Origin of the sequence: Janthinobacterium sp. MP5059B (genome assembly GCF_001758645.1) — a bacterium.
Lineage (GTDB): Bacteria > Pseudomonadota > Gammaproteobacteria > Burkholderiales > Burkholderiaceae_D > Janthinobacterium > Janthinobacterium lividum.
The window spans coordinates 55723-76973 of sequence record NZ_LRHX01000022.1 but is presented as its reverse complement, the minus strand read 5'-3'; the positions used below and the strand labels follow the sequence as shown (position 1 = coordinate 76973).

Below are 21251 nucleotides of genomic sequence, written 5' to 3'. Positions count from 1 at the left end.
GACGGCAAAGCCGCTTAGATGACTTTGGCTTCGGTACGCAGCTTGGCGACCAGGGTGGCGACGTCCGGGACCTTGATGCCGGCCGAGCGCTTGGCTGGCTCGACGACTTTCAGGGTCTTCAGGCGTGGCGCAACGTCGACGCCCAGGTCTTCCGGCTTGACGGTCTCGAGCGGCTTTTTCTTCGCCTTCATGATGTTCGGCAAGGTCACGTAGCGTGGCTCGTTCAAACGCAGGTCGGTGGTGATAATCGCTGGCAAGGTCAATGCCAGGGTTTCCAGGCCGCCGTCAACTTCGCGGGTAACGGTGACTTTACCGTCTTCCAGCACGACTTTCGAAGCGAACGTGGCTTGCGGCCAACCCAGCAGGGCTGCCAGCATCTGGCCAGTCTGGTTGCTGTCGTCATCGATGGCTTGCTTGCCCAGGATGATCAGTTGCGGCTGCTCTTTCTCGGCCAGGGATTTCACCAGCTTGGCGACAGCCAGCGGTTCCAGTTCAGTCGTCGTTTCCACCAGGATGCCGCGGTCGGCGCCGATGGCCATGGCCGTGCGCAGGGTTTCCTGGCACTGCGTCACGCCGCAGGAGATGGCGACCACTTCAGTGACCTTGCCAGCTTCTTTCAGGCGCATCGCTTCTTCCAGTGCGATCTCATCGAAAGGGTTCATCGACATTTTGACGTTGGCGGTATCGACGCCAGTGCCGTCACTCTTGACGCGGACTTTGACGTTGTAGTCGACCACGCGTTTGACGGGTACCAAGACTTTCATAGCTATGCCTTTGGGAAATTATAAAAATGACGGATCAAGTGCTGATTGTGCGTTCGATTATAAGAGAAATTTGAATCCTGAACCGAATTTAAGCACGATCGTGCGATTTTTTGTTAGAGCAATCCATCTAAACTGTCCAGCTTTGAGGATTTCAGGGGGCTCGGCCGCTACGCTGCAGGGCAGCAAAAGGGCCTGAAAGTGACGCGGCACGGCAAGGAGAAACCAGGCCGCGCCACGGCGGCCCCGGCTGGCAGAATTATTTGCGCTGCATCAGGAAGACGAACTCGGTGCCCGTCTGCACATGCGACAGCAGGGCATTGCCCGTTTGCTTGGCGAAAGCCTGGAAGTCGCGCACGGAACCGGGATCGGTTGCCATGATGCGCAGCACTTCCCCACTCTGCAGGTCTGACAAAGCCTTTTTCGCCTTCAGAATCGGCAACGGGCAATTCAAGCCCCGCGCGTCGAGTTCTTTGTGAAATTCCATAATCTCGGTATCAAGTAGTGTGTCGCTCATCATCAATATCCCACCATTGTTTTGTTGTACTGATTTTCGACATACTACTCTAAATCAGGGGCATTGACGCGCTGCACCAAAATAGTTCATCGGCTGTTGTGGTGTCACAACGAGATTCCACACGGCAAAACGGCCCACAAACAGTGTCTGCGGGCCGTTTTCAAGGGGCTGTGGGACGAAAACCCCGCATGCCCTCTAGCTTACGCCTTATTTTGCGCGTTCGCCGACCCAGGCCGGCACGCCAGCCAGGGCATTCGCCAGGCCGCTCGGATCGGTGCCGCCAGCTTGCGCCATATCGGGGCGTCCGCCGCCTTTTCCGCCCACTTGCTGTGCAACGAAGTTCACCAGCTCGCCCGCTTTGACCTTGGAAGTCGCATCCGCCGTCACGCCGGCGATCAGGCTGACCTTGCCGTCCGCCACGCTGGCCAGCACGATGGCGGCCGTTTTCAGCTTGTCCTTCAGCTTGTCCATGGTTTCGCGCAAGCGGGCCACGTCGGCGCCGTCCAGCACGGCTGCGAGCACCTTGATGCCGTTGACATCGACGGCTTGCGTGACCAGTTCATCGCCCTGGCCCGAGGCCAGTTTCGATTTCAGCGCGGCCAGTTCCTTCTCCAGCGCCTTCACATGGTCCTGCACCTGGCCGATGCGGGCAGTCAGCTCTTCCGGCTGCGCCTTCAGTGCGTTGGCCGCTTCGACCAGGCGGCGGTTGATGGTTTGCACCAGCGCCAGCGCGCCCTCGCCCGTCACGGCTTCCACGCGGCGGATGCCGGCGGCAACACCGCTTTCGGCTATGATCTTGAACAGGCCGATATCGCCCGTGCGCTGCACGTGGACGCCGCCGCACAGCTCTTTCGAGCTGCCGATATCGAGCACGCGCACTTCGTCGCCGTATTTCTCGCCGAACAGGGCCATCGCGCCATGCTTGACGGCATCGTCAAACGACATCAGGTGCGCTTGCGTGGCGCGGTTTTCCAGGATCTCTTTGTTGACGATGGTTTCCACGGCGGCGATCTGCTCGGCCGTCATCGGCGCATTGTGGCTGAAGTCGAAACGGGTTTTGTCCGGGTCGACCAGCGAACCCTTTTGCGCCACGTGGCCGCCCAGCACTTCGCGCAAGGCCTTGTGCATCAAGTGCGTGGCCGAGTGGTTGCGGATGGTGCGCGCGCGCTTGGCCGTGTCGACTTGCGCCGAGACGGCGTCGCCTACCTTCAGCACGCCCGATTCGAGCACGCCGTGGTGGCCAAACACGTCGGCCTGGATTTTCAGCGTGTCGCTGACGGCAAAGCTGCCTGCGCCCGAGGAAATCACGCCCTGGTCGCCCACCTGGCCGCCCGATTCCGCATAGAACGGCGTGGTGTCGAGCACGACGATGCCATCCTGGCCCGCCTTCAGTTCCGTGACCTGCGTGCCGGCCGCGTACAGCGCCACGACCTTGCTGCTGAACGTCAATTGATCGTAGCCGACGAAGGTGTTTTTCTCGCCCGTGTACTCGACCTTGCTGTCCTTGTGCGTCTTGCCGCCCTTGCGCGACAATTCCTGGCTTTCCTTCAGGGCCGCGTCGTAGCCGGCCTGATCGAACGTGATATTGCGCTCGCGACAGATATCGGCCGTCAAGTCTGGCGGGAAGCCGTAGGTTTCATACAGCGTGAAGGCGGTGGCGCCGTCGATGCCGGTGGCATCCTTGGCCAGTTGCGCTTCCAGCACTTTCATGCCCGTTTCCAGGGTTTCGCCGAAACGCTCTTCCTCGGCTTTCAGCATGCTGGCGACGTTGTCTTTTACTTCTTCCAGCTCTGGATAGGCGCCGCCCATCTCGATGGCCAGGTCGGCCACCAGCTTGTAGAAGAACGGTTTCGTCTGGCCCAGCTTGTGGCCATGGCGCAAGGCGCGGCGGATGATGCGGCGCAGGACATACGCGCGGCCTTCGCTGCCCGGGATGATGCCGTCGACGATCATGAAGGCGGCGGCGCGGATGTGGTCGGCGATCACGCGCAGCGACTTGTTTTCCAGGTCCGTGGCGCCCGTTTCGCGCGCGGCGGCCTTGATCAGGTGCTGGAACAGGTCGATTTCATAGTTCGAATGCACGTGCTGCAGCACGGCGGCCAGGCGCTCCATGCCCATGCCCGTGTCGACGCACGGCTTCGGCAGCTTGTGCATGACACCGGCTTCGTCGCGGTTGAACTGCATGAACACCAGGTTCCAGATTTCAATGAAGCGGTCGCCATCTTCGTCAGGCGAGCCCGGCGGGCCGCCAGGAATGTCGGCGCCATGGTCGTAGAAGATTTCCGTGCATGGACCGCATGGACCCGTATCCGCCATCTGCCAGAAATTGTCCGATGCGTAGCGCGCACCCTTGTTGTCGCCGATGCGGATGATACGCTCGGTCGGCACGCCGATTTCTTTCGCCCAGATATCGTACGCTTCGTCATCTTCAATGTAGACGGTGACCGTCAGCTTGTCAGCAGGCAAGCCGTACACCTTGGTCAGCAATTCCCACGCGTATTGAATCGCATCGCGCTTGAAATAGTCGCCGAAGCTGAAGTTGCCCAGCATTTCAAAGAAAGTATGGTGGCGCGCCGTGTAGCCGACGTTTTCCAGGTCGTTGTGCTTGCCGCCAGCGCGCACGCAGCGCTGCACCGAGGTGGCGCGCGTGTACGGACGGCTGTCCGTGCCCGTAAACACATCCTTGAATTGCACCATGCCGCTGTTCGTCAACAGCAAGGTCGGATCGTTGCCTGGCACCAGGGAGCTGGAACGGACGATGGAATGGCCCTTGGACTCGAAAAATTTGAGGAACTTGTCGCGGATTTCAGTTGATTTCATGTTTTTTTGGCAAAGAGTGGCGGCAGCTTTAAAGGGAAGATTATACGTGATATGGGGTGCGGCAATGACGGCTGGCCAGGGCATTGTTGCGCCCGTGCCAACATCGACGACCTGCCCGCTCAGGCCGGGTCGTGGTGGCTGGCGCAGGCGTGCGGTGCAGGCGCGGCCTTGGCCCCGGCGGCGGCGCCCTTGGCCGCAGAGCCTGTGGCGCCGGCGGCGGCATTGCAGTCGGCGCAGCGGCCGTACAGGGTCAGCTCGTGGCGCTCGACAACAAAGCCTTGCGGCGCCATGCGCTTCAAGTCGCCCGGGCAATCATGCACGTCGAACACACGCTGGCATGTGGTGCACTGGAAATGGTGGTGGTGGTGATTGGCGACCGTGTTCGACTCGTAGCGCGGGTTTTCACCCGGCAAGGTCACCACGTGCACTTTTTCTTCCAGTACCAGGGACTTCAGATTGCGGTAGACGGTAGCGATGCCCAGCTGCGTCACTTGCAAGCTGGCCTGTTCGAGGATTTCCTGCGCCGACAGGGGGCGCTGGGCCGACTCGATGGCGGCTTGAATAGCGGTTTTTTGACGTGTTGTGCGTTCCATAGCCGACAGAATACACCATCCGACTATATCTACCGTCCGGAAAAACTGTCACACAGTAATGATAATGGGTTATCATTATCATCTTAGGGCAGGCTATTTCCTTTTCACGCGCTGCCCCAACCCTGCCAACACTGATAGCCGATAAGGAACCTTGCCCATGTCCGTCCGTCCTCACCAACCCACTCCCCTCGCGCTGGCCATCATGCTGGCCTTTGCCGCTCCCGCCAGCGCCCTGGCGCAGCAAGCCGCCACCTTGCCTGCCGTCACCGTCTCGGCCAGTGCGCTGGCCCTGGGCAGCGACGACATGAGCACGCCCGTCACCGTGCTCGAAGGCGAGGCACTGGTGCGCGCCCGCGAAGCGACGCTCGGTGAAACCCTGGCCGGCCAGCCCGGCATCACGTCCAGCCATTTCGGCGCCGGCGCCAGCCGCCCCATCATCCGCGGCATGGATGGCCCGCGCGTCAAAGTGCTCTCCGATGGCGCCGAAGTGCAGGATGCATCGACCATCAGCCCGGACCATGCTGTCGCGGCCGAACCGATGCTGTCGGAACAGATTGAAGTCTTGCGCGGCCCGTCCGCGCTGGCCTACGGCGGCGGCGCCGTCGGTGGCGTGGTCAATGTGATCGACAAGAAAATCCCCACGCGCGTGCCGGCAAAAGGCTTTGAAGGCAGCACGGAAGTGCGCGCCAACTCGGCCGCGCGCGAAAAGGCGGGCGCCTTTGAAGTGACTGGAGGCTCCGGCAACATCGCCTTCCACGCGGAAGGCGTCAAGCGCGACGCGAAGGAATACAAGGTCGGCAGCGGCTGGGAAGGCGGCTCGAAAGTAGGCGGCAGCTACAACAAGACGGACACGGGCAGCGTGGGCGTGTCGTGGGTGGGATCACGCGGCTTCCTGGGCCTGGCCTTCACCAGCCAGCACGCGGAATACGGCTTGCCTGGCCACAACCACGAATTCGAAAGCTGCCACCCGCACGGCACGCACCTGCACTGCGGCGGCCACGAAGGCCACGACCATGGCGATGAAGAGGAACACGACCACGATCACGAGCATGAAAGCGTGCCGTACGTGAAGCTGAAGAGCGAGCGCTGGGACGTGCGCGGCGAATTGCGCGATCCGGTTCCCGGCTTCGCCAAGCTGCGCCTGCGCGCCGCGTTCACCGATTACAAGCATGATGAAATCGAAGGCACGGAAATCGCCACCACCTTCAAGAACAAGGGCCACGATGCGCGCCTGGAAATGGAACACCATCCCGTCTTCGGCTGGCGCGGCGTGCTCGGCCTGCAAACGTCGAAACGCGATTTCTCCGCTCTCGGTGAAGAAGCGTACGTGGCGCCGACGGTAACGAAGAAACACGCGGCTTTCCTGGTGGAAGAATACAAGCTCGACCAATGGCGCTTCGAAGCGGGCTTGCGCCACGAATGGCAGGACATCACCGTCGACAGCGCCACCTTGCAAGACCGCAGCGCCAAGGGCACGTCCGTGTCTCTGGGCGCCGTGTGGAAATTCGCGCCCCAGTATTCGCTCGGATCGACCATCTCGCGCACGCACCGCCTGCCCAGCGCCGAGGAACTGTATGCGCACGGCGTGCACATGGCCACGGCCACGTATGAGCTGGGCAATGAAAACCTGGGCAAGGAAACGTCGAACAATATCGACTTGACCCTGCGCAAATATGCGGGCGCCACGACCTTCTCGGCCAGCGCCTACCGCAACAAGGTCGACAACTACATCTTCGGCTCCACCCTGGACAACCACGAAGGCTTCCAGCTGATCCAGTACGCCCAGCGCGACGCCACGTTTACGGGCGTGGAAGGCCAGATCCGCCAGCAATTGAACCCCATGTTCGGCGCCAGCGTGTTCGGCGACTACGTGCGGGCCAAGCTGGCCAACGATGGTGGCAACTTGCCGCGCATCCCGGCCCAGCGCGTCGGCGTGAAGTTCGATGCCAACTGGCAGGCATGGAGCGGCGTGGCCGAGTTCTATCGCGTGGGCAAGCAGGATAAAGTGGCAGCGTTCGAAACGGCAACCCCGGGCTACAACATGCTCAACCTCTCCGCCAACTACGACACGCGCATCGGCACGACGCCGGCCCAGTTCTACATCAAGGCAAACAACTTGACGAATGAACTGGCGTACAGCCACACCTCGTTCATCAAGAATGCGGCGCCGTTGATGGGGCGCAATGTCACCGTCGGCATGCGCGTGACGTTCTAAGGATGGAAGCGTAGGTCGGCTTAGCGCGTGGCGCCTAAGCAGACGTTGCCACGGCACCATGAAGTCGGATTACGCTACGCTAATCCGACCTACGCCTTGATCAGATCGATCCTGTCCGTGCAAAACCCATCCACGCCCCAGGCCAGCAGCTCGCTGGCCCGTTCGGGCGTGTTGACGGTATAGCAGAACAACCCGTATCCCGCCTCCTTTATCTCTCGCGCCAGCTCCGGCGTCATCTGCTGGTGATCGCAATGGAGCGCCACCACGCCCAGTTCGCGCGCCTGTCGTTCCCAGCCATCCGGTATCTGTTCGACCAGCCAGCCGCGCGCCAGTTCCGGTGCCGCCTGGCGCGCCGCCTGCAAGGCTTCGATGCTGAACGATGACAGCAGCGGCAGCAATTCCCCTGCCGCGATTTCCTGCGCAAAGTAACCGCGCGTGGCGCGCGCCACCGCCTCGCCCGTGGGCACGTCGAAGCCGGGCGCCGGCTTGATTTCGATATTCATCCAGATGCGCTGCGCCTTGCAATAGCTGACAACGGCGTCAAACGTGGGCACGCCCTCGCCCGCGAAAGCGGGGCCGAACCAGGCGCCCGCTTCCATCGCGCCCAGCTGCGCGGCCGTGTAATCGCTGATATGCCCGCTGCCGGCCACGGTGCGCCCCAGTTCGGGGTCGTGCACGACGACGGGCACGGCGTCAGCCGCCAGCATGACGTCGAATTCCACGGCGCGGTAGCCGTAGGCAAGGCCGCAACGCAGGGCGGCCAAGGTATTTTCAGGCGCCAGGGTGCCGCCGCCGCGGTGCGCCAGGGTACGTGGATAGGGCCACATGATGCTTCCTTTATAGCAATTCCATGGATACAGACTGTCTTGCCATACTATTGCGTGCCTGCCCTGAAAAGTAAAGCGGCCCCGTTTGGCGACCCGCCGCGGCGAATGGCGGCGCGCCAGCCCCGTTTCGTCGCAGCCCGGTTGCGCCCTGGCTTGCGCTGGCACACAATGCCCCATCGCTACCAGCAGACAACAACATGAAAACCGACGCTCCCTCCGCCGCTGCGCCAGCAGCCAAGGCCAAGTCTCCGTACTACCGCATGCTGCACGATGCGCGCTACGCACTGGCGCTGAACGTGATCTGCGCGCTGGTCATTACCTTCATCCTCAACCCGGGCAGCCATTTTGGACAAAACCTGGTCGCCTCGATGTGTATCGGCACGATCGCCTTCCTGCTGATCGACGGCATGCGCCTGACGTTATGGGGCGCTGACCAGCGGCCCAAATTCCTGCCCTTCATGCTCATCATCCTGATTTCCGTGCCCGTGGCGCAAGTGCTGGGCCTGACCCTGTTCAGCTGGCTGACGGGCGTGGACGTGGGCGGCTTCGAAAAACTGCTTCCCGCGCAGATGGTCAGCACCCTCGTGTTCACCTTGCTGGCCACGGGCGGCGCCGTGCTGTTTTTCTCCAGTCGCGAAAAGATTACCCGCCTGCAAATGGCGGCAGCCCAGGAAAAGGCCCGCGCCGAATCCGTGGCGCGCCAGGCCATGCAGGCGCAGCTGCAATTGCTGCAAGCGCAGATCGAACCGCACATGCTGTTCAACACCCTGGCCAACCTGCAGGGCCTGATCAGCTTTGATCCGGACCGCGCCCAGTTGCTGCTCGACCAGCTGATCCAGTATTTGCGCGCCACCCTCTCTTCCTCGCGCGCCGAATCGACCACTCTCGAGCAGGAGTTTTCCCTGATGCAAGCCTACCTGGGCCTGATGTCCATCCGCATGGGCGCGCGCCTGAGCTTTGCGCTGGACTTGCCCGAGGCTTTGCGCCAAGTCAAGGTGCCGCCCATGCTGCTGCAGCCGCTGGTGGAAAACGCCATCCAGCATGGCCTGGAACCTAAGATCGAAGGCGGCCATATCCATGTGCAAGCCTCCACGGACGCTGGCGTGCTGATTCTTACCGTCAGCGACGATGGCCTGGGCCTCGACCATCCGGGCCAGACCAAGGGCACGCACCTGGGCGTGGAAAATATCCGCGAACGCCTGCGCGGCATGCACGGCGATGCCGCCAGCCTGTCGCTGGCCGCCAACCATCCGGCAGGCGCGACCGCCCGCCTGACATTTCCCCTTCCACCCACCATCACGAGTCCCCTCGCATGAGCCAACACACCGCACGCGCGCCACGCGCCCTGATCGCCGAAGACGAACCGATACTCGCCGCCGCCCTCGCGCACGCCTTGCAGCGGCTGTGGACGGAACTCGACATTGTCGCTACCTGCCCCAACGGCGTGGAAGCCTTGCGGCAAGGCCTGGCGCTGCAGCCCGACATACTATTTCTCGACATCAAGATGCCAGGCAAGACGGGCCTGGAAGCGGCCGAGGAGCTGGCAGAGCAATGGCCGGACAGCGTCCCTTTTCCTCACATCGTGTTTGTTACCGCTTACGACGAATACGCGCTGGCCGCCTTCGAGCACGCAGCCGCCGATTACGTCTTAAAACCCGTCAACGATGCGCGCCTGGGCAAGACGGTGGAACGCCTGCAGCAGCGCTTGCGCGACAGCGGCGGTGGCAATGCTGCGGCAGCGCCGGCGAACGCGACAGCGCCCACCGCCACGGTGGCACCAGCAGCCGGATCGGCCAGCGACGACAACATGGCCCGCCTGCTGAGCCAGCTGCAAGCCATGCTGCCGCCCGCCCCGCGCCTGCAAATGATACGGGCAGCCGTCGGCAACAGCGTGCGCATGATCGCCCTGGCCGACGTCGTGTATTTCGAAGCGCTGGACAAATACATCAACGTCGTGTGCCAGGACAGCGAAGCGCTGATACGCACGAGCCTGAAGGAACTCTTGCCCCAGCTGGACCCGCAACAATTCTGGCAAATTCACCGGGGCACCATCGTCAACGCCAGCGCCATCGCCACGGCCGTGCGCGACGAGGCGGGCAAGCTGTCGCTGACCCTGCGCCAGCACCCGGCGCAGTTGCGCGTCAGCCCTCTATATGCCCATCTGTTCCGCCAGATGTGAAGCGGTCAAGAGGTAGGGCCTAGTGCAACTGGTGCTTCAGGTCCGACAATTCATCATGCACCTTGAGCACGGCGCTCTTCATTTCCGGCGTCACGCTGGTCGCCGTGCCGCACGCCCGCTTGGCGCGGTCGCCCAGTGATTCCATCTGGTCGACGGCTTGCCGGATGCGCGCATCGTCTTGCGTGTCGATGGCTTGCCGCACGGCGCTCTTTTGCTGGTCCAGCTGGTTGATGCAATCCTTCAAGTCCATCGGCATGCCCTGCTGCTTGCCGCACAGCTGGGCTGCCTGGCCGATCGCGTGTTCAATGGCGCCAAAGCGCCGTGCCACTTCCTTTACTTGCATCATGATGATCTCCTGTTCGCGTGGTGTCTGGATTGGATCACCAGACTGGCGCAGGGTTCCCCACCAGCGGCCAGCACATCAAAATTTCCATGCGGCACTTTTTTTGTAAGCGCTTGTGACATTTTAGATAATTATCAAATCCTTCAGATACATTGGCGTACCTGAACCACCATGCCCTCCATGACCTCGCTGACTACCTTGCCCCGCCGCGCTCCCGGCCTGCTGCTGATTGTCCTGCTGCACGTGGGCCTGGCATATAGTGTCTTGCAGTCGCGGCCCCGCGCTATCACGGACGAACACCTGCCGCAGGGCCCGGCCATCGCCTGGCTGCGCTACACCCCCCCGGCGCCGCCCAAGCCGGTCCCCGTACCATTGCCCAACGTAAAACCAGCCGCCGCGCGCCTACCCGTGCCGGCGCCCGTCAGCCGCCCCTTGCCCGCTCCCGCCGCCGAGCAGGCGCCGGCGCCAGCAACGCCGGAAGCGATCACACTCGTCGCGCCACCCAGCGCGGCCGATATCCTGGCGCAAGCCAAGCGCGACGTAGGCAAGATCGACAGGGAGTTACGCAAGGAATTCCCGCAGCGGGGAGAGCAAAAACTGGACGACACAGCCTTCAAGCGCATGCAGCAAGGCTTTGCCGAGGCCTACGCAGCCGTGCCGCCGAAATGGTATGAAGCGTCAAGAATCGAGGAAATCGGCGCGAATGAGGCCAAAGGCAGCCGCACTTATAAAATCACCAGCGCGCTGGGTACATTGTGCGTGACCACGCGCGCGGGCAAGCAGGGGGAAACGATGATCGGCATGTGCCCCAAATAGCTGCCTCAGCCCACCGCTTCGCGCGCCCCCAGCGGCTGCAAATGGCGCAGGCGCAAGGCGATCAGCAGGCCGCCGCCCAGGCACAGGCCCAGCATGATGACCACGCCCGTCCAGCCGTCGAAGCCCCACATCATGCCCGAGGCGGAACCGATCAGGCTGGAACCCAGGTAATAGAACAGCAAATAAAAGGCCGAGGCCAGGGCCTGCGGTGCGCGGGCACGGCGGCTGACCCAGCTGCTGGCGATCGAATGCGAGGCAAAGAAGCCGAAGGTGGCCAGCGCCATGCCGATGACGATCAGCGGCAGGGAATCGAACAGGGTCAGCAAAATGCCGGACAGCATCACCGACAGCATGATCCACAGCACGCCCCGGCGCCCCAGGCGGTCCACCAGACGGCCTGCCCAGACGGAACTGAAGATGCCGATCAGATACAAGAAGGCCAGCAAGCCGACCGTGCTCTGGCGCAAGCCAAATGGCGCGGCCAGCAGGCGGTAGCCGATGTAGTTATACAGGCTGACGAAACAGCCCATCAGCACGAAGGCCAGGCAGAACAGCCATGGCAAGCCCCGGTCGGAAAAATGCTGCTTGATGGCGTGCGGCAAGGCGTTCCAGCCCTTGGTACTGGGCACGAAGTTCTTCGATGCGGGCAGGCTGCGCCAGAATTCGGCCGCCGCCAGCACGCCGGCCACGCCCAGCACGCCCAGGGCCCAGCGCCACGACAGGAAATCGCTGAGCATGGACGCCACCAGCCGCCCCGACATGCCGCCAAACGCGCTGCCCGCAATATACAAGCCCATCGACAGGCCCAGCGATGGCCCCTCGATTTCCTCGCCCAGGTAAGCCATGGCCACGGCCGGCATGCCGCCCAGGGCCACGCCCAGCGCGGCGCGAATCGCCAGCAGCTGCGCATAATCCTGTGCAAACGCAGACAAAATGGTCAATATTGCGGCGGAAAACATCGACGCCACCATCAAGGGCTTGCGGCCGACCCGGTCCGAGACGGCACTCAGCAGCACCAGCGAGATGGCCAGCAAGCCGCTCGATACGGACAAGGACCAGCTGCTTTGCGCCGGCGTCAGATGAAACTGGTGCGACAGCAGCGGAAACAGGGGCTGGATGCAATACAGCAGGCTGAAGGTGGAAAAGCCGCCAAAGAACAGGGCGCGGTTGCTGCGCTTGAATTCCGCCGTACCTTTGGCGATGGCCGAACGGGGAGCGGGAGGAGCAACAGGAGCAAGCGCCGGAGTGGCGACGGAGGCAAAAGCAAGCGATGAATCAGACATGGCCGTGTTTCGAAGAGGAAGCGAGTCTTCATCTTAGGATTGCCAACTCATATCGTCCAATATATATTCAAGGCCCAACTCATACTTTAAAACGATTACTGGACAAATATGGAACTGCGCCACCTGCGTTACTTTGTCGCCGTCGCCGAGGAGCTGCACTTCACGCGCGCAGCCGAGCGCCTGCACATCGGCCAGCCGCCGCTGAGCCAGCAAATCCAGGCGCTGGAGGCAGAATTGGGGGCGCAGTTGTTCGAGCGCAACAAGCGCTCCGTGCGGCTGACGCAGGCGGGCACGCTGTTCCTCGACGATGCGCGGCGCATCCTGGCCCTGTCGGAACAGGCGGCCGTCACGGCGCGCCGGGCGCAACGGGGCGAAGCGGGCGAATTGCGCATCGGCTTTACGTTTTCCACGCCGTTTACGCCGTATTTTGCCACCGTCATCAACCGCTACCGCCAGCAATTCCCGCACGTCACCTTGACCCTGCACGAAATGGCGACCCTGCATCAACTCGAGGCGATCTCGGGCAGGACGATGGACCTGGGCTTCGTGCGCCCGCCGGAAACGACGTACCCCTCCGATATCAAGCTGACGCAATTGCGGCAAGACCCGTTGTTCCTCGTGCTGCCCGTCGCCCACGCGCTGGCGGCCAAGAAGGCGATTGCCATTGCCGACATGGCGGGCGAAGGCTTTGTCATGTACCCCAAGGATGCGGGCACGGGGATTTATCCGCAGATCTTCCGCCTGTGCAAGGCGGCCGGCTTCGTGCCCCAGGTCGCGCAGGAAGCGGGCGAAGCGTCGACCATCATCGGCCTGGTGGCGGCGGGCTGCGGCATTTCCGTGCTGCCCGCCTCGTTCGACCGCATCCGCATGGATGGCGTGTGCTACCGCCCGATCGCCGACCCGCAGGCGACGACCAGCTTATTGCTTGCACAAAGGGAGGAAGAGACATCGCCACTGGTGGCGGCATTCGTGAAACTGGCCGAGGAAGCGGCGCTGGAAGAAAAAGAATAGGCCGGCAAGTGCCGGCCCACGTTGACATGCGTCAGGAGTAATCCGCATCCAGCTCGGAACCCGCGTAGTTTTCCAGGTCCTCGAACAGGCTCTTCATGCTGGCCCGCGTGAGGATTTTATGCACGACGGTGCAGCTGCGGCGGTACGAGTCTATGCGGTCGAGCAACACGGGATGGTGCTGCACAGGCACCTTGGCCACCAGGGCGGCCCAGCCTTCCTCGAAGTCGGGCTTGTTCTTGCGCACGGAACGCACAAAGCGTTCAAACTCCTTTTGACCCGTGCGCGCGATGATGCGCCCGCCGCCTTCGATGGCGAAGATGATGGCCAGGGCGATGACGCCCTCGGCATTCAAGTCGCTGTCGCTGACGGGGCCGTTGTCATGGTGGCGGCGCAGCCAGCCGGCCAGGCGCACGACGGCTTGCACTTCCTTGCGCTGTTGCAACTGCAGCGCATACTTTTCATAGCCGGCCCAGTTCTGGTTCGGGTCGGCCTGGCAAATATCGATGAACAGCTCGCGCAAACGGCGCTGCAGGTAGACGGGGTCCTGGTCGTACTCGCCGACGAGGGCGTCTTCCGGCAACTGCGACAGGTCCTTGATCAGGCGAAAGCCCACCTGGAACGCGTGCTCGGCGCCGTGCTCGACGAGGAAATCGAGCGCGGCCTGGTCGCCTTCATGCGTGACGGCCTGCTCCAGGCCCAGCGACACGCCGCCCACCGTCAGGTACAGCGCTTTCTGGATGCCATCGGCCGTGCGTTCATTCGTGAACTTCTCGGCCACCATGGCCGTGATGCCCGTCAATTCGTCGGCCAGGTTCAGCGCCGCGTCCTCGCGCGGGTCGCGCGGCAACAGTTTGATGGCGCGCACCAGGCGCGGAAGATTCTCTACAACAATTGCTGGCAGCATTAGACGTTCCCTGCTTTCATTACGAGAAAATGCCGGTGCCCAGGCTGCGGCGCGTGCTGGAGCGTGGCGCGCTGCGCGTGCTCGGCACTTGCTTGCGCAGGCGGTACAGCAATTCCTTGGTGCTACGCTGCAACATGGTCGGCTCTTCGTCCGGGTCGTCCGAGTATTCCGCGTCGGCCAGGTCGGCGCTGTGGCGGAAGTCGGGGAACAGTTCGAACAACGAGCGGTCCCAGCCGTCTTCATTCGCTTGCGCCAGTTCGATGGCCAGCGGCACGACGTCATTGTCGGACGAGGTCACGCCCGTCACATACGGTCCCTTGATGACGATCTCGCCCGCCACTTCGAGGATTTCCTTCGGCGCCATCGAGAACAGGATCGCAAACGCCGTGGCGCCCCAGTCGGTGGCCGATGCTTCCAGCAGCAGCTCGCGGCGGCGCTCGGCGTCGTCGGTGGAAAACACCACGCCGTGGATGTGCGCGAACAGGGCTTCGGCGATGCGTTCAGGATCGTCCTCGATCTGGTCGTCGCTCCAGGTGGCGGCGATGAAGGCCAGGCTGTCGGCCCAGGCTTTCGGCGGCACCAGCAAGGTCGCCAGCGACATCTTGCCGCCGTCGAAACCGGCCAAATGCAGGGCCGTCACCTGTGGCGGGATGGCATTCAATACTTCCACCACGGCCAGGTCGCCATACTGGTCGGCCGCATCGGCAAACGCCTGCTCGGCGTGGCCCAGCGAACCGGACAGCACCAATTCCGTGACTTGTTTCGTCAGCGCGGGAAGATTGCTCTTTTGATCCGCATTTTGCTTGTCATTATCTGCCATGGTCATCTCCATCCTGGTCAAACATCTGGGCGAAATCGTCGGTGGCTTCGTCTTCGTCGTGATCGTCGTCGCCATCGTCATTGGCGGCCAGCTGGTCGAGCGACTGGTCGTCGTCGTCCCACAGGCGCGGATTCTTGTGCAGGAAGGCCGTGATGATGGCCTGGCGCGCCAGGTCGGGGAAGCTCTCTTCGATGGCGGCGTACATCTTTGCCGCTTCCGGCGCGGCGCACGCGGCCATGGAAAACACGCGGGCCGTATCGCCGAATTCGTAGTCTTCGCTTTCGGCCAGCAAGCCTTTCGGGTCGCTGAAGGTGATGTGGTCGACCAGCGCGAAGGCCAGCATGTTCACGTCTTCGATGCCGCCGCCGCTCGCGTATTCACCGACCAGGGCGTCGACCATGCTTTTGTAGTTCTTGCGGTTCGGCGGGTCGCCGAGGATGCCTTCAATCTGGCCTTCCAGCTCGCGCGACTGGTATGCGAATTCAGGGTGTACTCTTCTCATGCTGTGCTTTCCAATGTGGTGCGCGGCACTTTTACTTAAAAGCAAAAGCACCATTGTTTGTTGTTTTTCAAATCATTCAGGCTGGCCGGACAGCCGCCAGCAGGCTTAATCTGCCGGTAGGACGGTGCCATGCAGGCGGAACACGCCGCACCACAGGGCATAGGCTTCCGCTTCCGGGTCGATGATGATGCGGTGATTCACGCTCTGGTCGTACTCGGCGCGCTTGGCCGGGTCGGCCAGGATTTCATACGCCTTGGTCACGCTCTTGAAGCGCGCCTCGGCGCCGGGGGCCTGGTTGCGGTCGGGGTGGAAGCGCATGGCCAGCGAACGGTAAACCTTCTTGATTTCATCGTCGCTGGCATTGGGCGCGACACCGAGGACGTTATATAAATTTTCCATAAAAGGCTCCGGGGTCACGTTTTTCTACTAATTAAAGGCGAATTATCCTATAGAACGGCGCCCGCGTCGCTTGCATGCTGGGATATGGGGGCAAATACGTGCTTATAAAGCGCTTGCGGTACGGTAAAATGCTTTTTACTGTCACTCTTCCGCATTGATCAATGAGCAACGATAAACCGAATACCGCCGCGCCAGCGCTGGCGCCCAATTTCTTGCGTAACATCATCGAAGCCGACCTGGCTGCCGGCGCCCACGTGCGTCCCGGCCTGCCCCAGGTGATCACGCGTTTCCCGCCGGAGCCGAACGGCTACCTGCACGTGGGCCACGCCAAGTCGATCTGCGTCAACTTCGGCCTGGCGCGCGATTACGCCGGCCAGTGCAACCTGCGCTTCGACGACACCAATCCGGCGAAGGAAGAGCAGGAATACGTCGACACCATCATGGACAGCGTGAAATGGCTGGGCTTTGACTGGGAGCCGAAGCATGCCGATGGCCAGAGCCATCTGCACTACGCGAGCGACTATTTCGACCAGTTGTACGCGATGGCCGAATACCTGATCACGGCCGGCTTTGCCTATGTCGACAGCCAGAGCGCCGAAGACATGGCCGCCAACCGCGGCAATTTCGGCCAGGCCGGCAAGAATTCGCCGTTCCGCGACCGTCCGCGCGACGAATCGCTGGCCCTGTTCCGCGCCATGAAGGCGGGTGAATTCAAGGATGGCGAGCACATCCTGCGTGCGAAGATGAGCGAAGATGCCATGAGTTCGCCGAACATGAACTTGCGCGATCCGGCCATCTACCGCATCCGCCATGCGCACCATCACCGCACGGGCGACGCCTGGTGCATCTATCCGATGTACGACTACACGCACCCGATCTCGGACGCGCTGGAAAACATCACGCATTCGATCTGCACGCTGGAATTCCAGGACCACCGCCCATTCTACGACTGGCTGCTGGAAACCCTGTCGGCCGGCGGCTTCTTCGCCAAGCCGGTGCCGCACCAGTTCGAATTCTCGCGCCTGAACCTGACCTACATCGTCACCAGCAAGCGCAAGCTGCGCCAGCTGGTGGAAGAAAAAATCGTCGACGGCTGGGACGATCCGCGCATGCCGACCCTGGTGGGCATGCGCCGCCGCGGCTACACGCCGGAAGCGATCCAGCTGATGTGCGAACGCACGGGCGTGACGAAATCCGACGGCTGGATCGACTACAGCGTGCTGGAAGGCTGCCTGCGCGAAGACCTGGATCCGAAGGCACCGCGTACGGTAGCCGTGCTGCGTCCGTTGAAACTGATCATCGATAATTTCCCTGAAAACGAAAGCGTGGAATGCACGGCGCCCGTGCACCCGCACTTCCCGGAACGCGGCTTGCGCACCTTCCCCATCTCGCGCGAGCTGTGGATCGAGGAAGACGACTTCATGGAAGTGCCGAACAAAGGCTATTTCCGCCTGTATCCGCCGATCGACGACAAGCCGGGCAGCAAGGTACGCTTGCGCTACGGCTACGTGATCGAGTGCACAGGCTTTGACAAGGATGCGGACGACAAGGTCATCGCCGTGCATTGCACCTATTTCCCGGACAGCAAGTCGGGCACGGAAGGCAGCGCCAACTACAAGGTCAAGGGCAATATGCACTGGGTCAGCGCACCGACGGCCATTCCCGCCGAAGTGCGCCTGTACGACCGCCTGTTTACGGACCCGCAGCCGGACGCGGGCGGCAAGGACTTCAAGCTGGCCTTGAATCCGCTGGCCAAGGAAGTGGTGCAGGCGTGGCTGGAACCGGGCGCGGAACTGGCCCAGCCGGAACAGCGCTTCCAGTTCGAGCGCCACGGCTACTTTGCGGCCGACCGGGTCGACAGCCAGCCTGGCAAGCCCGTCTTCAATCGCATCGTCACCCTGAAAGACAGCTGGCAGCCCGCCAAGTAAGCCACCGGGACGACCCACAAAAAAAACCGCTGCGGCGGTTTTTTTTCGTTTCAACGGGAAATATTGCCTGTTGACTATAATAACGATAATTTTGTATATTAGGCAGCTATTGAGCAATTTGCAATTTTAATAGTGCTTGTACAACCTAGCCTAGCCTCCGCCACCAGGCGGCACCCGATTCCTCTTCCTGATGCGGATGGCAATGCCTTCTACTGCCGGCGAACACCCCTTAGCTGCTGAAAAAAGACCGCTGTGGCTGTTCGGCTTTGTCGTGTCGACGATGGTGGGCCTGCTGTTCTACATGGCCGCTTCGCTGTCGATCGAAAGCGATGCCAGCGAAGAATTCAACAATCTGGCGCACAACACCCAGAAAAACATCGAATCGCGCACCAAGTCGTATGCCAACCTGCTGCGCGGCACGGCCAGCCTGTTCCAGGCCAACGAACACGTGAGCCGCGAGCAATTCCACCGCTACGTGGCTAACATCGCCCTGCAACAGAACTACCCGGGCGTGATGAACCTCAATTACAGCCAGGAACTCGACGAGACGCAGCGCGCCGCCTACGAAGCGGCCATGCGGCGCGACTATCCGCCCGGGCGCGACGGCTATCCGGCGTTTGCCATCCACCCGCCCGGCCCGCGCGCCCAGTATTCCGTGCTCGTATACATCGAGCCGATCGCCAGCGCCCCGGAAAAGTATGGCCATGACATCGCCTCGCGCCCCCAGATCGCGGAAGCGCTGGCGGAGTCGCGCGATTCCGGCCGCATCAGCAATTCCGGCGTGCCCGTGCCGATGGACGGCCGTCCCCAGCTGACGGGCATGGCCATGCGCCTGCCCGTGTACCGCTTCGGCATGCCGGTCGATACGGTGGAGCAGAGGCGCGCGGCTTACCAGGGTTCCGTCGGCATCGGCTACGACCTGGTGACGATGATGCGCAGCGCGCTGGCCGACATGCCGGTACGCAACGTCCGTCTGACCCTGTTCGATATCGGCCCGCAGGCGCTGCAACAGCGGGAGGTGCCGCTGCAGTTGCCGCACGACATGCGCCCCATCTTCGACAGCACGGCGGCGGGCATGCATGCGCCATGGTGGCAGCCCGGCAGTTCGGGCCGCTACCTGAGCAGCACGCTGCTGATCGAGCACAATGGCCGCGCCTGGCAAGCGCTGTTCAGCGTGCGCAAGAGCGACCTGTATTCGCGCTTCGACGCCTTCCTGCCGTGGCTGGCCCTGCTGATCGGCTTTGCCAGCACCATGCTGCTGTATGTGCTGTTCCACACCCTGGCGTCGTCGCGCCGGCGCGCCATCCAGATGGCGACAGGCATGACGGAGGAATTGCGCGCCAGCCAGATCCGCCTGCAGCTGTCGCACCAGAAACTGCGCCGCCTGGCGGCCCACGCCGACCAGATCAAGGAAGAAGAGCGCAAGCGCATCGCGCGCGAAATCCACGACGACCTGGGGCAGAACCTGCTGGTGCTGCGCATCGACGCCGACATGCTGGCCTCGCGCACGCAGCGCCGCCACCCGCGCCTGAACGCCCGTGCCCGCTCAACCCTGGAGCAGATCGACGCCACCATCAAGAGCGTACGGCAGATCATCAACGACTTGCGCCCTACCGTGCTGGACCTGGGCGTGAATGCGGCCGTCGAATGGCAGGTGGCGCAATTTCGCCAGCGCACGGGCATCGCCTGCGAAGTGAGCGAAAGCCATGACGACATTTGCCTCAGCGACCAATGCGCGACGGCCCTGTTCCGCATCCTGCAAGAGTCGCTCAGCAATATTTCCCAGCATGCGAATGCCAGCCGCGTCCAAGTCAAATTGGAAAAGTGCCGCGATACGGTGTCGATGAGCATCAGCGACAACGGCGTGGGCGCGGCCATCGACGGGCGAAACAAGCTGGGCTCGTTTGGCCTGGTGGGCATCGAAGAACGTATAAAGTTGCTGGGCGGCACTTTCTACATTGAAAGCAGCCCCGGCGCCGGCATGAGCGTGCATGTCAGCGTACCGCTGGGCGCGGACGCCACCGCGTTTCCCTACCAGGAAGAAAGCCGGGCCAGCAGCTGAGCGGCGCGCGTTCCGCATGAAACAAGCTCAGCTTGCGTATTTTGTAATTAGATGCAATATTGATGTAGAACAACTTAGCGCCTGCCCGCCATCGGCCAGGCATTCCCCCGACTACTTGCCAGGAGTACACAGCCACCGCTTTCCCTTGTTTTACCGCAGTTCCCACAACGCTCTTTACCAAAGGACATTCATGGATACGAACGACAGTTTCAAGGCAATTGCCGATTTGAATTTGGACGCGATCAAGGTCAAGCTGATGCACCGGGAGTCAGGCGAAGGATGGAGCCTCGAGAAGGCGAATGCGGTGGAATTCGAATACCGCCGCTTCCTGATCCTGATGAAACAGTTTCCGCAGGAAGAAACGGCGCCGCTGATGGACGTCGATACCTTCTGGCACTACCACATCCTCGATACCCTCAAATATGCGGCGGATTGCGAACAGGTGTTCGGCTACTTCCTGCATCACTTCCCGTACATCGGCTTGCGCGGCGAAGACGACGAAGCGGCGCACCACCGCGTGGGCGAACGCATGAAGCAGTTGTACGAGCAGACATTCGGGGAAGATTATCTCCGCGCGGAGACGGCATATTCGGGACGCGCCGTGCAGGCGGCATTTTCCAGTGCGGCGGTACAGGCGACGGCATTTTCCAGCGCGGCCGTGCAGGCGACGGCGTATTCGGGGCGCGCCGTACAAACGGCGTTTTCCAGTGCCGCGGTACAGGCAACGGCGTATTCTGGCCGGGCCGTGCAGACGGCGTTTTCCAGTGCTGCGGTGCAAGCGACCGCGTATTCGGGCCGCGCCACCGGTGCTGCCCAGACCGCATTTTCCAGCGCGCCCGGCAAAGTGGCCGCAGCGCTGGTCGAGTCATCCCCGACTGGTCTGGAAACAGGGCGCTTCTATACGGATCGTCCGACGCTGAGCCCGGACACGCAATAGAAAACGGGAAGGCAGGTATGGCTGCCGCACGCGGCAAGCTTGACTAACGCAGACGGCACCTCTCAGTTTGCCGTCTGTCAGGCGCTCTTAGGCAGCCATCAACTCGCGCAGTTCACGAATGCTGAAATCGCTGATTTCATGCATGCGGATGAGGATCGTGGCGCCGATCGGCAAGGTGTTGTGACGAATCTTGCTGATGACCGGTGGCGCCACTTCCAGTGCTCGCGACAGGGCGGCATCGTTCTTCAGTTGCAGCTTGTCGATGATCGCATCGAGGACGCGATTCGGGTTGTAGGTAGGCAAAGAGGTAATTTGTTTGAGAGACATGATCGAA

Annotated in this window: 20 protein-coding genes; 8 read left to right on the top strand and 12 right to left on the bottom strand. The window is 62.1% G+C overall.

Going from position 1 to position 21251, the window contains the following annotated elements:
• Positions 1-14 precede the first annotated feature (14 nt).
• From JAB1_RS26220 to JAB1_RS26205, 4 genes are all read right to left on the bottom strand, one after another.
• Positions 15-764 carry an electron transfer flavoprotein subunit beta/FixA family protein gene (locus JAB1_RS26220; protein ID WP_034759884.1) on the bottom strand — a complete coding sequence of 250 codons (750 nt, stop codon included), beginning with the start codon at positions 762-764 and terminating at the stop codon, positions 15-17.
• A 256-nt stretch (positions 765-1020) separates the two neighbouring features.
• The gene (locus JAB1_RS26215; RefSeq protein WP_070282495.1) at positions 1021-1248 is read right to left on the bottom strand and encodes a sulfurtransferase TusA family protein; all 228 of its coding nucleotides are present in this window, start codon (positions 1246-1248) and stop codon (positions 1021-1023) included.
• Positions 1249-1485: 237 nt separating this feature from the next.
• Complete coding sequence (alaS, locus tag JAB1_RS26210; protein ID WP_070282493.1) at positions 1486-4098, bottom strand: alanine--tRNA ligase; 2613 nt, start codon at positions 4096-4098, stop codon at positions 1486-1488.
• A 119-nt stretch (positions 4099-4217) separates the two neighbouring features.
• Positions 4218-4691: a transcriptional repressor gene (locus JAB1_RS26205; RefSeq protein ID WP_034781775.1), complete on the bottom strand. Its 474-nt coding sequence runs from the start codon at positions 4689-4691 to the stop codon at positions 4218-4220.
• A gap of 157 nt (positions 4692-4848) precedes the next feature.
• Here JAB1_RS26205 and JAB1_RS26200 point away from each other — a divergent pair, with 157 nt between their 5' ends.
• Positions 4849-6906 carry a TonB-dependent receptor gene (locus JAB1_RS26200; RefSeq protein WP_070282491.1) on the top strand — a complete coding sequence of 686 codons (2058 nt, stop codon included), beginning with the start codon at positions 4849-4851 and terminating at the stop codon, positions 6904-6906.
• Positions 6907-6995: 89 nt separating this feature from the next.
• Here JAB1_RS26200 and ugpQ read toward each other — a convergent pair whose 3' ends face one another.
• Positions 6996-7733 (bottom strand): glycerophosphodiester phosphodiesterase, encoded by a 738-nt coding sequence (ugpQ, locus tag JAB1_RS26195; protein ID WP_070282489.1) that lies wholly within the window; start codon positions 7731-7733, stop codon positions 6996-6998.
• Between the two features lie 197 nt (positions 7734-7930).
• Here ugpQ and JAB1_RS26190 point away from each other — a divergent pair, with 197 nt between their 5' ends.
• Entirely contained in the window at positions 7931-9049 is a 1119-nt protein-coding gene (locus JAB1_RS26190) for a histidine kinase (RefSeq protein ID WP_070282487.1), read from the top strand.
• Positions 9046-9912: a LytTR family DNA-binding domain-containing protein gene (locus JAB1_RS26185; RefSeq protein ID WP_070282485.1), complete on the top strand. Its 867-nt coding sequence runs from the start codon at positions 9046-9048 to the stop codon at positions 9910-9912. The genes JAB1_RS26190 and JAB1_RS26185 overlap by 4 nt, the downstream gene beginning before the upstream one ends.
• A gap of 19 nt (positions 9913-9931) precedes the next feature.
• On the opposite strand, the gene JAB1_RS26180 is transcribed toward JAB1_RS26185, so the two are convergent.
• Positions 9932-10258 carry a hypothetical protein gene (locus tag JAB1_RS26180; protein WP_070221866.1) on the bottom strand — a complete coding sequence of 109 codons (327 nt, stop codon included), beginning with the start codon at positions 10256-10258 and terminating at the stop codon, positions 9932-9934.
• A 168-nt stretch (positions 10259-10426) separates the two neighbouring features.
• On the opposite strand from JAB1_RS26180, the gene JAB1_RS26175 reads away from it, so the two are divergent.
• Positions 10427-11071, top strand: a complete 645-nt coding sequence (locus tag JAB1_RS26175; RefSeq protein ID WP_070282483.1) for a hypothetical protein — start codon at positions 10427-10429, stop codon at positions 11069-11071.
• A 5-nt stretch (positions 11072-11076) separates the two neighbouring features.
• Here the strand turns inward: JAB1_RS26175 and JAB1_RS26170 are convergent, their stop codons facing one another.
• Positions 11077-12354 (bottom strand): MFS transporter, encoded by a 1278-nt coding sequence (locus JAB1_RS26170; protein ID WP_070282481.1) that lies wholly within the window; start codon positions 12352-12354, stop codon positions 11077-11079.
• 108 nt (positions 12355-12462) lie between these two features.
• Between JAB1_RS26170 and JAB1_RS26165 the strand changes: the two genes are divergently transcribed.
• Positions 12463-13365 carry a LysR substrate-binding domain-containing protein gene (locus JAB1_RS26165; RefSeq protein ID WP_070282479.1) on the top strand — a complete coding sequence of 301 codons (903 nt, stop codon included), beginning with the start codon at positions 12463-12465 and terminating at the stop codon, positions 13363-13365.
• Between the two features lie 31 nt (positions 13366-13396).
• Here the strand turns inward: JAB1_RS26165 and JAB1_RS26160 are convergent, their stop codons facing one another.
• From JAB1_RS26160 to JAB1_RS26145, 4 genes are all read right to left on the bottom strand, one after another.
• The gene (locus JAB1_RS26160; RefSeq protein WP_034781756.1) at positions 13397-14269 is read right to left on the bottom strand and encodes a hypothetical protein; all 873 of its coding nucleotides are present in this window, start codon (positions 14267-14269) and stop codon (positions 13397-13399) included.
• 19 nt (positions 14270-14288) lie between these two features.
• The gene (locus JAB1_RS26155; RefSeq protein ID WP_034781755.1) at positions 14289-15089 is read right to left on the bottom strand and encodes a hypothetical protein; all 801 of its coding nucleotides are present in this window, start codon (positions 15087-15089) and stop codon (positions 14289-14291) included.
• Positions 15079-15591: a hypothetical protein gene (locus tag JAB1_RS26150; protein ID WP_035828715.1), complete on the bottom strand. Its 513-nt coding sequence runs from the start codon at positions 15589-15591 to the stop codon at positions 15079-15081. The genes JAB1_RS26155 and JAB1_RS26150 overlap by 11 nt, the downstream gene beginning before the upstream one ends.
• A gap of 105 nt (positions 15592-15696) precedes the next feature.
• On the bottom strand, positions 15697-15990 hold the full coding sequence (locus JAB1_RS26145; RefSeq protein WP_010395442.1) for a DnaJ domain-containing protein: 294 nt from the start codon (positions 15988-15990) through the stop codon (positions 15697-15699).
• 161 nt (positions 15991-16151) lie between these two features.
• On the opposite strand from JAB1_RS26145, the gene JAB1_RS26140 reads away from it, so the two are divergent.
• The 3 genes from JAB1_RS26140 to JAB1_RS26130 all read left to right on the top strand — a co-directional run bounded on the left by JAB1_RS26140 (position 16152) and on the right by JAB1_RS26130 (position 20917).
• Positions 16152-17918 (top strand): glutamine--tRNA ligase/YqeY domain fusion protein, encoded by a 1767-nt coding sequence (locus tag JAB1_RS26140; RefSeq protein WP_070282477.1) that lies wholly within the window; start codon positions 16152-16154, stop codon positions 17916-17918.
• Between the two features lie 202 nt (positions 17919-18120).
• A complete protein-coding gene (locus tag JAB1_RS26135) occupies positions 18121-19980 on the top strand; it encodes a CHASE domain-containing protein (RefSeq protein ID WP_244517640.1) in 1860 nt (619 codons plus the stop codon).
• Positions 19981-20170: 190 nt separating this feature from the next.
• On the top strand, positions 20171-20917 hold the full coding sequence (locus tag JAB1_RS26130) for a hypothetical protein (protein ID WP_034781741.1): 747 nt from the start codon (positions 20171-20173) through the stop codon (positions 20915-20917).
• 87 nt (positions 20918-21004) lie between these two features.
• On the opposite strand, the gene JAB1_RS26125 is transcribed toward JAB1_RS26130, so the two are convergent.
• Positions 21005-21244, bottom strand: a complete 240-nt coding sequence (locus JAB1_RS26125) for a hypothetical protein (RefSeq protein ID WP_029496207.1) — start codon at positions 21242-21244, stop codon at positions 21005-21007.
• Positions 21245-21251 lie beyond the last annotated feature (7 nt).

Coding starts and splice junctions, on each gene's coding strand:
- JAB1_RS26185 (WP_070282485.1), top strand. CDS start 9,046: ATGAGCCAACACACCGCACGCGCGCCACGCGCCCTGATCGCCGAAGAC.
- JAB1_RS26165 (WP_070282479.1), top strand. CDS start 12,463: ATGGAACTGCGCCACCTGCGTTACTTTGTCGCCGTCGCCGAGGAGCTG.
- JAB1_RS26145 (WP_010395442.1), bottom strand. CDS start 15,990: ATGGAAAATTTATATAACGTCCTCGGTGTCGCGCCCAATGCCAGCGAC.
- JAB1_RS26130 (WP_034781741.1), top strand. CDS start 20,171: ATGGATACGAACGACAGTTTCAAGGCAATTGCCGATTTGAATTTGGAC.
- JAB1_RS26205 (WP_034781775.1), bottom strand. CDS start 4,691: ATGGAACGCACAACACGTCAAAAAACCGCTATTCAAGCCGCCATCGAG.
- JAB1_RS26170 (WP_070282481.1), bottom strand. CDS start 12,354: ATGTCTGATTCATCGCTTGCTTTTGCCTCCGTCGCCACTCCGGCGCTT.
- alaS (WP_070282493.1), bottom strand. CDS start 4,098: ATGAAATCAACTGAAATCCGCGACAAGTTCCTCAAATTTTTCGAGTCC.
- JAB1_RS26155 (WP_034781755.1), bottom strand. CDS start 15,089: ATGGCAGATAATGACAAGCAAAATGCGGATCAAAAGAGCAATCTTCCC.
- JAB1_RS26160 (WP_034781756.1), bottom strand. CDS start 14,269: ATGCTGCCAGCAATTGTTGTAGAGAATCTTCCGCGCCTGGTGCGCGCC.
- JAB1_RS26150 (WP_035828715.1), bottom strand. CDS start 15,591: ATGAGAAGAGTACACCCTGAATTCGCATACCAGTCGCGCGAGCTGGAA.
- JAB1_RS26180 (WP_070221866.1), bottom strand. CDS start 10,258: ATGATGCAAGTAAAGGAAGTGGCACGGCGCTTTGGCGCCATTGAACAC.
- JAB1_RS26200 (WP_070282491.1), top strand. CDS start 4,849: ATGTCCGTCCGTCCTCACCAACCCACTCCCCTCGCGCTGGCCATCATG.
- JAB1_RS26135 (WP_244517640.1), top strand. CDS start 18,121: ATGCCTTCTACTGCCGGCGAACACCCCTTAGCTGCTGAAAAAAGACCG.
- ugpQ (WP_070282489.1), bottom strand. CDS start 7,733: ATGTGGCCCTATCCACGTACCCTGGCGCACCGCGGCGGCGGCACCCTG.
- JAB1_RS26215 (WP_070282495.1), bottom strand. CDS start 1,248: ATGGAATTTCACAAAGAACTCGACGCGCGGGGCTTGAATTGCCCGTTG.
- JAB1_RS26220 (WP_034759884.1), bottom strand. CDS start 764: ATGAAAGTCTTGGTACCCGTCAAACGCGTGGTCGACTACAACGTCAAA.
- JAB1_RS26190 (WP_070282487.1), top strand. CDS start 7,931: ATGAAAACCGACGCTCCCTCCGCCGCTGCGCCAGCAGCCAAGGCCAAG.
- JAB1_RS26175 (WP_070282483.1), top strand. CDS start 10,427: ATGCCCTCCATGACCTCGCTGACTACCTTGCCCCGCCGCGCTCCCGGC.
- JAB1_RS26125 (WP_029496207.1), bottom strand. CDS start 21,244: ATGTCTCTCAAACAAATTACCTCTTTGCCTACCTACAACCCGAATCGC.
- JAB1_RS26140 (WP_070282477.1), top strand. CDS start 16,152: ATGAGCAACGATAAACCGAATACCGCCGCGCCAGCGCTGGCGCCCAAT.